The organism is Kutzneria chonburiensis (genome assembly GCF_028622115.1).
GTDB lineage: Bacteria > Actinomycetota > Actinomycetes > Mycobacteriales > Pseudonocardiaceae > Kutzneria > Kutzneria chonburiensis.
The window spans coordinates 3,999,345-4,011,297 of sequence record NZ_CP097263.1 but is presented as its reverse complement, the minus strand read 5'-3'; the positions used below and the strand labels follow the sequence as shown (position 1 = coordinate 4,011,297).

Below are 11,953 nucleotides of genomic sequence, written 5' to 3'. Positions count from 1 at the left end.
CCACTACCCGTTCAGCCGCGTGCGGATGGCCTCAGACGGCGCCGGTGGCGGCCGGCGCCGTTGCTCACGCGTTCTGCGCCCCGTTGTAGACCGACAGCGCGGCATTGCGGTAGAAGGCGAAGTACGAGTCGCCCCAGCTGCCGAAGAAGCTGGCGGTCTGCATGGCCGAGCCGTCGCCCTGGTAGTTGACGATGAACGCGCCGCCGCTGGCCCCGCCGGACAGCCCCTGGCAGTTGGGGATCTGCACGCCGCCCTGCGGCCCGTCGTACGGTTGTCCCTCACACCAGACGGCGTAGTCCTTGTCGGCCGGGATGCCCAGCCCGTGCGCGTAGTTGTTGCTGGGCTGGTTGAAGCCGATGCCGGAGCTGCCGACGGCGTCCTGCACGTGCCGGTTGCCGTTGCCGCCGGTGGCCAGCACGATGAACGCGTTGTCCCCGCCGGGACTGGTGTCGTCGATGCGCCAGCCCATCGACCGCCAGTTCCACCAGCCCTGCGGTGCGCTGCCCCGGTTGTAGGACGGCGCGAAGCGGAAGTTGTTGTAGGTCTGGCCGGTGCTGATGTCCATCACGCAGTGCCGCGCGGTGGCGATCACGTCCCGGTTGTTGCTGGTGACGACGTTGGCCGAGCAGAGGTAGTCGCCCTTGCCCGGCACCGAGAACACGAGCCGGCCGATGGTCGTCCACACACTGCTCATGGGGTGGAAGCCGGCGGGTTTCGTGTCGTGGACGAAGGTCGGCGTGCCGAGGTCGTCCCGGGTGGAGCTCGGTGCGCCGACCGGCGCCGGCATGGGTTTGGCCTGGGCCAGGCGTTGTGGCGTCCAGTAGGCGTCGAGTGCGTTGGCGGACACGGTGTTCGTCGCAGTGCCGACTGCGGCATGGGCGGGAATCACGGTGACCAACAGGGACAGAGCGGCGGTCAGCAGCACGGCAGCGGTTCTGTGCACGATGTCAACCCCGTTCGTGAGCAGCGGTTGGACTCGTGGCGGCCGGCCCATGGTGGCAGAGCAATCGGCGTAATCGTTGCGGCACAGTCGATTCCTGTCCGGTAACGGACATGGCTTGCCCGCGATATGCCTCCCGTGGTGTTCCGACGTGCATCTGACCTCGGCGACCGGCTGCTCGAACTGTCCCGGTTCAAGTACCCGGCGGACACCACCGCACTCGAGCACGGCGCGCGGCTGGCCGGCTATCTGGACGACGACGAGACCCTGCTGGCGGTGGTGCACGCGCGGCAGTCCTTCGGCGCGACTGTCGCATGTGGACTCGTGCTGACCGGAAAGCGCTTCATCTTCATGCCCGAGACGCGGCATCTGGGTGAAGTGCGGCGGCTGCTGCCGGGCAGCGGCGGGGCGTTCGGACTGCCGCTGACCGAGGTCACGGCCGTGCGCACCGAGGGATCGCCGGAGGAGACGGACTGGCTGGAGGACCTGTTCACGCACCAGTCATCGCACGCCGGCCTGGTGATCTGCGCCAACGGCTTGGACGACCTGCACTTCGGCTCGGTCGTCCCGGTCGACGGTCCGACCCAGCTCGTGGCGCGGCTGCGGGAGATGGGCATCGGCTGACGGAAAGTCGCGCTGGCCTCGGATGGGGCTGGCCAGCAGGATCCCGGCGGACAGCGCCAGCAGCGCCACCATCACCCACATGGTCGTTCGGGTGCCGACGACCGAGCCCAGCGCGCCACCGAGCAGGCCGCCCAGCGCCATCATGCTGGTGGACAGCACCGCCGAGCTGGCCGACACCCGGCCGAGCAGGTGCGGCGGGCAGTAGCCCTGCCGCCACCCCGAGAAGATCACGTTGGCCGCCACGATCCCCGCGACGAGGACGAATGAGCCGATCGCGAAGAACAGCAGGCCCACGCCCGGACCGGTGAGCGGTAGCAGTAGTCCGAACGTGACTGCACACAGTTGGCACAGCAGCACCGCACGGGCATTGCCGATCCGGGCGGCGATCCGCGCGGCCAGTATCGAGCCGACCAGGCCGCCGACACTGCCCACCATGAACAGGCCGCCGATCAGCGCCGGGTCCGCGCCGACCTCGCGCAGCAGGAACACCGATTCGATGGCCTGGTAGCCCATCAGGGCCAGGTTGGACACCGCGCCGTAAATGGTGAACGGCAGGAGGATCCGGTCGCCGGCCACGAATCTGAGGCCGTCGGCGATCTGCGTGCGCAGTGGCGTCCGCTCGGTGTGGGCCGCGCGCGGTTCCCGGGTGCGGATGGACAGCAGGCACACCGCCGACACCACGAAGGACACGGCGTCGAGCAGCAATCCGGTGACCACACCCAGGAACTGGGCGATCAGGCCGCTCGCGCCGGGGCCGAGCACCTGTGCCGCCGATTGTCCGGCCTGCATACGCGCATTCGCCGGCACCAGGTCCGCCTTGTCGACCAATGCCGGCAGATAGGTCCGGTACGCCACCGTGAAGAACACCGACGCCACACCGGTCAACGCCGCGACCGTCACAAGCTGAGCAATCGTCAGGACGTTGAAGAACTGCGCGATGGGAATGCTCAGATACAGCAGGGCTTGTGCGGCGTCGCACGTCAGCATCACGGCTCGGCGGGGGAGCCGGTCGATCCAGGCGCCGGCCGGTAAGCCGATCAGCAGCCACGGCACCCATGCCACCGCGGCGAGCAGGCCGACGACGAACGTGTCCGCATGCAGCGTGACCGCGGCGATCAGCGGGAAGGCGACGGACGTGACGCTGCTGCCGAAGGCGCTCGTGGTCTCGCCCAGCCAGAGCCGCCGGAAGTCGCGGTTCACGGCGTGGCCGGGACGCCGTGGGCGAACACGAACACCGGCTGGCGGTCCTGACCGTCGTCCACGGCCTCGCGCCGGGACCACCGCTGCACCAGCGCGATGATCTCGTCCTGGAGCTCGGCCAGCTCGGCGGCGGACAGCCGTAGCCAGGACTCGGTGGAGAACGTGGCGGCCTGCCAGTCTTCCGGCTGGCTCTCGCGGCCGGCCATCGCCGCCCGGACCAGCGCGACCTGGTGATCGAGGTTCAGCGACTGGGCCGCCTCGGCCACCGCCGTCGCGGCCGGGTCGTCGGCGTAGTCGCGGGGCGACCAGCTCAGCGTCCGCGGGCGGGTCTTCCACCACCGCTCACGCCGGTCGTTGGCCAGCTCCGGGGCCTCTTCGACCAGCTCGGCGGCGGCCAGCACCTTCATGTGGTGGCTGATGTTGCCGATCGCCTGGCCGGTGGTCTCGGCCAGCGTGGACACCGTGGCCGGGCCGTTGACCTTGAGCACGTCCATCAGCCGGCGGCGCAGGGGATGGGCCATCGCGGCCAGCACCTTGGAGTCGAGCATGGGGCCAGCATGCATCAACAAGAATCATTGCACAAGAGCTCTTGTGCAATGACCGAGCGTCTTACCTGAGTCGCTCAGGTGGCACCTGAAGCCAAATGAGCCACTCACGTGGGTGGGTTGGGGGCACCTGAGTGGCTCAGGTGGCGTCTGAAGCCAAGTGAGCCACTCAGGTGGGGGCGAAGGGCGCGACTCGTCTGATTCGGTTCACCTGGCGTTCGTCTGTGGCGTCTACGTTGCGGTCCTCCGATGCGGCAGGAGGCGCGGATGGATCTCTCGCTCCTGGTCGTCGTGGTCATCGTGACCGCGCTGGCCTTCGACTTCACCAATGGTTTCCACGACACGGCCAACGCCATGGCCACCTCGATCGCCACCGGGGCGCTGAGCCCGAGAATGGCGGTCGGCGTCTCGGCCGTGTTCAACCTGGTCGGCGCGTTCCTGTCGGTGCAGGTGGCCAAGACCATCTCCAGCGGCATCGTGGACGAGACCAGGATCAACAGCGCCATCATCTTCGGCGGGCTGGTCGGGGCCATCGTGTGGAACCTGCTGACCTGGCTGCTCGGCCTGCCGTCCAGCTCGTCGCACGCCCTGTTCGGCGGCCTGATCGGCGCCACCTGGATCGCCGCCGGCTCGGACGCGGTGCACTTCACCACCGTGATCGAGAAGGTGATCGTGCCGGCGGTGGCCTCGCCGATCATCGCCGGCGTGGTCGCCACGGCCGCCACCTTCCTGGCCTACAAGGTCACCGCCCGGGCCGACAAGACCGAGCGGGCCAAGGGCTTCAAGGCCGGCCAGATCATCTCGGCCTCGCTGGTCTCACTGGCCCACGGCACCAACGACGCACAGAAGACGATGGGCGTCATCACGCTGACGCTGATCGCCGCCGGCACGCTGCCGGCCGGCTCCAACCCGCCGCTGCTGGTCATCCTGGGCTCCGGCCTGGCCATCTCGCTGGGCACCTTCCTCGGCGGCTGGCGGATCATCCGCACGCTGGGCAAGGGGCTGACCGAGATCGAGACGCCGCAGGGCTTTGCCGCCGAGGCCAGCGCCACGGCGACCATCCTGGCGTCGTCGCAGGTCGGCTTCGCGCTGTCCACCACGCACGTGGCCACCGGCGCGATCATCGGCTCCGGCGTGGGCAAGCGGCTGTCCGAGGTCCGCTGGGGCGTTGCCGGCCGGATGGCCACGGCGTGGCTGTTCACGCTGCCGGCCGCGGCCATCGTCGGCGCCATCGCCGGCCGTACCGCCTCGCTGGGCACCGTCGGCACGATCGTCGTCGCCCTGGCGGCGGTGGCCATCGCCGTTGCCGCGTACGTGCTGTCCCGGCGGCAGCCGGTGTCCGCCGGCAACGTCAACGACCTGCCGTCCGCCACGCCGGCGACGGTCTGAGGGGGCACGCCATGACGATCAATTGGGGCGGTCTCGGCACCGTGTTCCTGGTCGCGATCGTGGCCTCGGTGTTGTTCGTCGGCCTGTTCTCGGTCGGCATCAACTCCTGGACCCGGCGCGGCGAGGCGGCGTTGAACAACGTGCTGGCCATCGGGTGTTTCGTGCTGTGCGCCGGCATCGTCGGCTACGGCCTGTACGCCATCGCCTTCAGATAGCCGCGTTCATCAGATCCACGGCGCTCTGCTGCCGGGCCGCGTCGACCTGGTCGAGCGGCCCGGTCCAGAGCAGGCCGTACATGTCGTAGCCGTTGCGGTCGTTGGCATAGGCCGAAACCGCCTGTTTTTTCAGATAGTTCCGATACGGATGACCCGGCAGCACGGTGTCGAGTTCGGCCAGGCCGCGCACGTAGGCGCCCTTGAAGCTCGGGCCGTCCGCCCCGCCGCCGCCCGGCTTGTCGCCCGGATCGTGCAGGATGCCGTCGGTGTTGATGGCCGCGTTGACCGTTGACGCATCGGCCAGCGTTGTCGCCTGCGCCAGCAGATCCCGGTTGTGCGTCGCCTTGTACAGCTCCGACAGCGCCGCCAGCGGCACGCCTTGGTTGTACGTCCAGGTCGGCTGGTTGTTGTTGGCACACTGGGCGTTCAGGCCGTCGTTGACCATGTTCGCCGCGTTGATCATGCCGGTGTTCCTGAACCACTGCCAGCCTTGCGCGGCTTTTTCCCTGTACCCGGTGTCTTTGGGAATCCTGTTGTGCAGCGCTGCATTCAGCTCGATGTAGAGCGAGTTCGTGATGGCGTTCTTGTACGTCTTGTCGGTGTTCCACCACACCCCGCCGCCGCAGACGTCATCCCAGTACCCGGCAACGTGATCCGCGTCGAACCTCGCCGTGTCCAGGTACCGGCGGTCGCCCGTCACGTCGTAGGCCCGCAGCCAGGCCAGGCCCCACCACAGCGTGTCGTCGTTGTAGTCGTTCGTGAAATTTCCGCCCTGCGCATGGAGGTTCAGCTCGTACGTGTTCGCTATCGCGTAGCCGTACAGGCCCGAGTCGATGATCGCCGTCAGCGCGTTGGCCGCGTTCCACCAGTTGGTCGTCGTCCACAGCCCGGTCTTCAGGTCGTAGTTCTCCATCAGCGCCGTCGCCGCCGCGCTACGCCGGTCGTAGGCATTCCATGTGCTGCGCCGCCAGTCCGTGCACCCCGTTTCCGTGCAGGCCCTCAGCAGTCCGACCCCGTGCCCCCGCCAGTCGTCGTTGTTGAACATCGCCGTCTTTCCCGTCGCGCGCCCCACCTCCTGCCACGTGCGGCCCGCATCGAACGACCGGTCCAGCCAGACCGTTCCCGTGCCGACCGCCCACCCCATTGCGTCGGCATCGTCGAAATGCAGCGAGACATCGTTGGTGTTGATGGCTTGTCGGTCGTGAACGGCATGCGTGGCGCTCCGGCCGTCGCAGTAGCGGTTGCACACATCGGACGTGCTCGCCGCCGCGGTCGGGGCAAGGGCGATCAGGGCCGTGACGGCGAGGACGGTGGCTCGGAACATGGAACCTCCCCAGTGATCAGCCCTGTCAGGCTGACACAGGTGAGGCTGCTTCAGGAGACCGATCGGCCGGTGGAGATCACTTCTTGGCCAGGTGTGACAGGAACTGCTCCACGGCGTGCGCGGTAGCGACGGTCCGGGCGCCGGCGATGGCGTCGAAGGCGTGGTGGGCGTAGGGCAGCTCGGCGTAGCCGAAGGTCGTGCCCAGCTCACGGGCCCGGGTGGCGAACTCGCGGGCCTGGTTGACCGAGACGATCTCGTCACGATCACCGTGCACCACCAGCAGCGGCGGCGAATCGGGGGTGAGGCGGTGGATCGGCGACGCGGCGCGGAAGGCGGGCGACTCGGGCTCGTCGTCGATCATCACGCGGTGCACGTGGTCGCGTAGACCCGAGCTGCCGTCGTCGTTGTACGCGGACAGGTCATAGACGCCGTACAGCAGGGCGCCGGCCTGGACAGAGGTGTCGGCGCTCTCGAAACCGGGCTGGAACGCGGGATCGTCGCCGGTCACGGCGGCCAGGGCGGCCAGGTGACCGCCGGCCGAGCCGCCGGTGACGGCGATGAACGACGGATCGCCGCCGTAGCGCTCGATGTTGGCCCGCACCCACGCGATGGCCCGCTTCACGTCCACGATCTGTGCCGGCCAACGGTTCTTCGGGCCCAGCCGGTAGTCGACGGCCACGCAGACCCAGCCGTTGTCGGCCAGGTGTGCGAGCAGCGGCAGGTTCTGCTGGCGGCGGTTGCCGCTGGTCCACGAGCCGCCGTGGATCTGGATCACCACCGGCGCGCCGGTGACGCCGGCCTTGCGCCACACGTCCAGCGCCTGGTCCTCGCCGTAGCGAATGCCGTCGGCGACGATGAACTCGGCGCGACGGTACTTCTGCGGCAGCGCAGGCGTCGGGGCCCACAGCTCCACCGCGCCGCGGCCGAGCGCCTCGTCGACCGCACCCTGGAGGTGGCGGCGCGTCTCGTTGGCCGGCTTTTGCAGTGCTGCCAAGCCAACCGCCGCGCCCGTCGACACTGCTAGCGCTGCTAGACCGATCTTGCTCTTGTGCGCTTTCAGCGCTGCCGCCGCACCCGTCACGGCAAGTTGTGCCGCCGCCGACGGCACCGCCAGCTCCGTGCCGACCACGCCGGCCGCCATCCCGACCAGATGCCAGGGATAACGCCGCCAGGGCGCCTTCCGAGCGATCACGTTCAACGCCACGCCGCCGACACCCGCCGCCACCGCCAGTGCGGTCCCCGTCCTGCTCATGGTCACTCAACGAAGCAACGCGGGCGCTCTGCTGCTACCGAGGAGTGAAACCGATCACACCGCCGTTGTCAGGAAGGGCCCCTTCCTGACGTTGAACGCCAGGATCGGTCCCTTGATCTTGGCGACGGCGCTGGGAAGGGGCCCTTCCTGACGTTCAACGAGAGGATCGGTCCCTTGATCAGGACGCGGTCAGGGCGGTGTCGTCGAGCACGAAGGTGGTCTGTTTCTCGTAGTCCTCGGCGCCGGTGAACTTGATCGTCACGGACTGGCCGGCGTAGGCCGAGAGGTCGACGCTGTGCTGCTGGTAGCCGGACGCGGCGTCGAGGTTGGAGAACGTGGCGACCGTGGTGGAGCCGACGGCCACGGCGAAGGTGTCGTACTTCGAGCTGGTCGTGGTCTCGGCGGTGCTGACGTGCAGCCAGAAGCTCAGGCTGGCCGAGCAGCCGGCGGGGATGGACACGGTCTGGCTCTCGGTGTTGGTGGTCGCCACGCCCTGGCCGTCGAACGCGGCGGCGCTGGTGCCGGTGTGCGGGGTCGCCGCCGTGCCGATGGTGGCGTTGCCGCTCCACGACGTGGTGCCGCTCTCGAAGCCGGGGTTGGCCAGCTTCTGCCCGGGCGAGGCGCAGTTGCCGCTCGGGGGAGTGGTGGTGCCCGACCCGGCCAGCCACGCGGTGGCGTTGAGGGCGAGGGCGGCGTTGTTGGCGGTCGAATCGGTCCAGCCGTTGTACAGCGTCTTGCCGGACTCGCCGGTGCCGTCGTCGATCGGCGAGCTGTCGTTCCAGATCGCCACCCGGCCCTGGCCGAACGTGCTGGTGACGAAGGTGGCGTTGGTGTTGCCGGGCGACGAGGTGCTCAGGTACAGCAGGCCCTTCACGGCCGGGTTGTCGGCCGGCTTGAGCGTGAACGTGGTGCCGTTGGCGATCAGACTGTGCTTCACCGTGCCGAACGAGCCGTTCAACACCGGGTTGGACGAGTCGCTGATGGCGACCGGGTGGTCGGTGCTGATGTTCTTCAGGTCGACCGAGAAGCCGAACGGGTCGGTGTTGTCGACGCCGTTGCTGGTCATGATGTCGTTGATGATCGCCGGCGAGTCCCAGCCGTCGTTGTTGCGGTCGCTGCCGGTGTGGTCGGAGATCAGGAACAGCCCGCCGCCGTTCTGCACGAACTTCAGCAGCGCCGTCTTCTCCGAACTGGACAGCCGGATGTTGGGCTCCGGCAGCACGAACTCGTCGAAGTGGCTCAGGTCAAGGGCGTTCGACGTGGAGCCGTAGGTGATCGTGTTGCCGGCCGGCAGAGTGTCCAAAGTGTACTGACCGGTCTTCTGTAGCGCGATGCCCCACGAGGACAGCGCGCCCGTCCAGTCCTTGTCGCTACTGGGGGTTGAGTCCTGTTTGAGCGGATCGGGCTGGCTGGTGCTGATGATCCAGTCGGCGTTGCCGGCGGTTTCGGCTTTGCTGGAGTCGAACAGGACACGGTGCGTGGTGGCAGCGTGGGCGGTCGCGGCGATGCCGGGTAAGACGGCCGCGGTCAGCGCGGCGGCCAGTGCCGCGCCGGTGATCGGGCGCATGGGTGCGTACCTCCGGTGCAGGGGACGGGGATGTCGCCGCCTGAGGATCTCCCGGCGACGCACCGGGAGCAACGATTCAATCTTCACTTCACGAACCCGTCATCCATTAGCCTCCGACCGTGGACGCGGTGGTTTTTGATCTGGACGGTGTGCTGGTCGACTCCGAGCGGACCTGGGACGAGGTGCGCCGCGCGGTCACGGCCGAACACGGCGGGACCTGGGACGGCGAGAACACGACCCGGGCCCTGATGGGCATGAGCACGCCCGAGTGGGCGGAGTATCTGGCTACGGCACGTGGCGTGCGGCTGCCGCCGGACAAGATCGCCCAACTGGTGGTCGACGGCATGGTCGCCCGCTACGCCGAGGGGCCGCCGCTGCTGCCCGGCGCCGTCGAGGCCGTGCGGGCCGCGGCGGCCTACTGCCCGGTCGCCATCGCCAGCTCCTCGCCGCCCGCGTTGATCGACGAGGTGGTGCGGGCCACCGGCCTCGGCGACGTCGTGAAGGTCGCGCTGTCCAGCGAGCTCACCGGCGCCGGCAAGCCCGCGCCCGACGTGTATCTGGCCGCGGCCAAGGCTTTGGGCGTCGACCCGACGAAGTCCGTTGCGGTCGAGGACTCCACCAACGGCATCCGGGCGGCCCTCAACGCCGGCATGATCGTCGTCGCCGTGCCCAACGAGCACTTCCCGCCCGACCCCGAGGTTGTGGCGCGAGCGGCGGAAGTGATCACCGGGGTCCGTGAGCTCCCGGTGATCCTTGATCTTTTGTCAGCGCGGTGACAATCCCGCTGTCGGCCGATCCCGCGCCGTGACGGGAAGGCCCTATCCTGGCCGCTTGCGGAAATTGACCCTGCGTGAACGAGCGATCATGGAGCTCGACCGGGTCGTCGCGTGGCTGGAGACCGGTGCGGTCGACCCTGTCCGCGTGCTCGGCTCCGACGACGAGCGTGACTGGATGCTGCGCATGTGCGCCGCCCTGCTCGCGCTGCTCCATGAGCACGAGGTCGACGAGACCGGCCGCTGCACCCGTTGCCGCGAGCCGCGCTCCGGGCTGCGCCGGGGTCGCCGGGCCTCGTCGTGCGCCGTGCTCGATCACGTGATCGCCGCCTTCGGCGGTTCCGTCGAGGCGGTGTGGACCCGGGTCCTCAACACCCTCGGCGCCGACATGACCGAGGACGACGTCCGCGACTGGCTCGCCGCCCCGCCCGTTCCCGAGGAGCCCAAGCTCGCCCTGTACAACGTCGACGTCATCGGCGGCTACGGCTTCGGGGCGGCCGACTTCCACCTCGACCAGGTCAAGTCCCTGCCCGAGAGCCCGGACGATCCCACCGAGCCCATCTCCGGCTGGTTCCGCCGTCCCTACATCTACGCCGACGACCCCACCGAGCCCGGCTCCGCCCTGCGGGCCGTCAGCTCCTACCGGCAGCAGGCCAAGGTCTGGCGCACCCCGGAGGAACTGGCGTACGAGTCCGACACCGCCGTCCTGCCCCGCCTCGAGTTCGCCGACACCGTGCCCATGTACCTGCCGTCGTTCGGCCCTACTGTGAGGGCATGACCGACAAGGGGGACGCGGTGCGAACCGTGATGAGCGAAGACGTCTGGGTGCACTACGGGCAGTTCTACGTGCACAGCAACGACGATTGGCCCGGTCTGGGGGAGTGTTTCGGCGGCCAGCGCAACGGCCTGTGCGGCGGCGCGGTGCCCGTTCACCTGTTGCTGATCACCGGCTCGCACACCGGTTATGTCGGCCTCACCGTGGAACTGCATGAGCATGCCCCGGTTCTGGACGAGACCTGGGAGGAGATCGTCGAGGTGTCGTTCCGGCCGCTCGGCGACACCCACCTCCTCGGCTGGGGCGGGGAGTGGACCTCGGAGCTCGCTCTGGCCGACGTCGACCACCGGGTCCGCTACTGCGGAACGCGCCTGGACGACGGCCACGAGCAGGACGGTCGCGACGAGGACGAACCCGAACTCGACCGCTATCTGCTCCAGTTCTGGCCGAGCCCGCCGGCACCGGACGAGGTCGTGAAGCAGAGCTCGGAGTACGCCGCCTACTGGCATGGGGTCGCCCGCGACCAGCCGGCGCCGCCGACGCCGGAGGAGCGAGCCGAGGCAGAACGGCTTGCGCGGCTCGAACAGGAACGCGTCGCCGAGGAGATGCGCCTGCGAGCGGAGGCCCATGTGTGGGGCGGCCGTCTGCCGGATGGGCCGCTCCGTCAAATGGACGGCAACGCGCGGGCCCTGGCGACACTGGACCGACGACTGGCCGACGCGTTGGCCGAGACCGGTGCGGACACCCAACGGGCGGTGGCGCACTGGGCGGCGAGGCGGGTCTACGTCGAGGCCCAGTTGGCGGATGTCGAGTGGATCGCCCCGGCACTGGCCGCGCTGGATCAGGGCGAGCCGCTGCCCGCGCCGTTCGACGACCGGTGGCGCGTCTCGGATTTGGTGCTGTCCGACGACCGAGTCCCACACACGGTCGTGACCTCGCTCGACGGCAGCAGCGACAACTTCCACCAGCAGTCGGTGGCGTTGCCGGCGGTGTTCGCCGCCGGCAATTCGGATCCGCTGCGGGCTGCCCTCGAAGCGCTGTTCTCGGCGGCGCACGGCTTCGGCCGCGATCGCCTGCCGGTGTTGTTCGCCGAGGCGCGACAGGCATTTCCGGCGCTTGCCCGGTACGGCGACCGCGTCGAAACGCTCGACTACCCACTCCTCCCTGAGATTTCGCCCCTGGGCATTGTGGTGCCGCCCGGCGTCGACTGAAAACCGGTGCTGGCCCGGGTCGCGGGCACGGTGTACCTGCACCGCGTGACGGCGATCGCCGGGCAGCGGGTGCAGATCGGCAACATCGGGGTGGCATCAACGGCTGGACGGGCCGGGAACGGGTGTTCGGGCTGTGCG

The 11,953-nt window shown here is 69.0% G+C and carries 11 protein-coding genes; 5 read left to right on the top strand and 6 right to left on the bottom strand.

Going from position 1 to position 11,953, the window contains the following annotated elements; translation table 11 throughout:
• Positions 1-64: 64 nt before the first annotated feature.
• The 3 genes from M3Q35_RS17980 to M3Q35_RS17970 all read right to left on the bottom strand — a co-directional run bounded on the left by M3Q35_RS17980 (position 65) and on the right by M3Q35_RS17970 (position 3,312).
• Entirely contained in the window at positions 65-943 is an 879-nt protein-coding gene (locus M3Q35_RS17980; protein WP_273943012.1) for a hypothetical protein, read from the bottom strand.
• Positions 944-1,441: 498 nt separating this feature from the next.
• Positions 1,442-2,764, bottom strand: coding sequence for an MFS transporter (locus tag M3Q35_RS17975; RefSeq protein WP_273943011.1), 1,323 nt, complete (start codon positions 2,762-2,764; stop codon positions 1,442-1,444).
• Positions 2,761-3,312 carry an ArsR/SmtB family transcription factor gene (locus tag M3Q35_RS17970; protein WP_273943009.1) on the bottom strand — a complete coding sequence of 184 codons (552 nt, stop codon included), beginning with the start codon at positions 3,310-3,312 and terminating at the stop codon, positions 2,761-2,763. Before M3Q35_RS17970 ends, M3Q35_RS17975 begins: the two co-directional genes overlap by 4 nt.
• 264 nt (positions 3,313-3,576) lie before the next feature.
• On the opposite strand from M3Q35_RS17970, the gene M3Q35_RS17965 reads away from it, so the two are divergent.
• Together M3Q35_RS17965 and M3Q35_RS17960 are read left to right on the top strand one after the other, a co-directional pair.
• A complete protein-coding gene (locus M3Q35_RS17965) occupies positions 3,577-4,698 on the top strand; it encodes an inorganic phosphate transporter (RefSeq protein WP_273943008.1) in 1,122 nt (373 codons plus the stop codon).
• 11 nt (positions 4,699-4,709) lie between these two features.
• On the top strand, positions 4,710-4,913 hold the full coding sequence (locus M3Q35_RS17960; RefSeq protein ID WP_273943007.1) for a hypothetical protein: 204 nt from the start codon (positions 4,710-4,712) through the stop codon (positions 4,911-4,913).
• Here the strand turns inward: M3Q35_RS17960 and M3Q35_RS17955 are convergent.
• The 3 genes from M3Q35_RS17955 to M3Q35_RS17945 form a co-directional block, all read right to left on the bottom strand.
• Complete coding sequence (locus M3Q35_RS17955) at positions 4,906-6,237, bottom strand: glycoside hydrolase family 76 protein (RefSeq protein ID WP_273943006.1); 1,332 nt, start codon at positions 6,235-6,237, stop codon at positions 4,906-4,908. The genes M3Q35_RS17960 and M3Q35_RS17955 overlap by 8 nt on opposite strands.
• Positions 6,238-6,313: 76 nt before the next feature.
• Positions 6,314-7,489, bottom strand: a complete 1,176-nt coding sequence (locus tag M3Q35_RS17950) for an alpha/beta hydrolase (RefSeq protein WP_273943005.1) — start codon at positions 7,487-7,489, stop codon at positions 6,314-6,316.
• 178 nt (positions 7,490-7,667) lie between these two features.
• Complete coding sequence (locus M3Q35_RS17945) at positions 7,668-9,056, bottom strand: hypothetical protein (RefSeq protein WP_273943004.1); 1,389 nt, start codon at positions 9,054-9,056, stop codon at positions 7,668-7,670.
• A 119-nt stretch (positions 9,057-9,175) separates the two neighbouring features.
• On the opposite strand from M3Q35_RS17945, the gene M3Q35_RS17940 reads away from it, so the two are divergent.
• Genes M3Q35_RS17940 through M3Q35_RS17930 form a run of 3 tightly spaced genes read left to right on the top strand, consistent with a single transcriptional unit; the run spans position 9,176 to position 11,815 of the window.
• Positions 9,176-9,832, top strand: coding sequence for an HAD family hydrolase (locus M3Q35_RS17940; protein WP_273943003.1), 657 nt, complete (start codon positions 9,176-9,178; stop codon positions 9,830-9,832).
• 55 nt (positions 9,833-9,887) lie between these two features.
• Entirely contained in the window at positions 9,888-10,607 is a 720-nt protein-coding gene (locus tag M3Q35_RS17935) for a hypothetical protein (RefSeq protein ID WP_273943002.1), read from the top strand.
• Positions 10,604-11,815: a hypothetical protein gene (locus tag M3Q35_RS17930; protein ID WP_273943001.1), complete on the top strand. Its 1,212-nt coding sequence runs from the start codon at positions 10,604-10,606 to the stop codon at positions 11,813-11,815. The genes M3Q35_RS17935 and M3Q35_RS17930 overlap by 4 nt, the downstream gene beginning before the upstream one ends.
• The last annotated feature ends 138 nt before the right edge of the window (positions 11,816-11,953 follow it).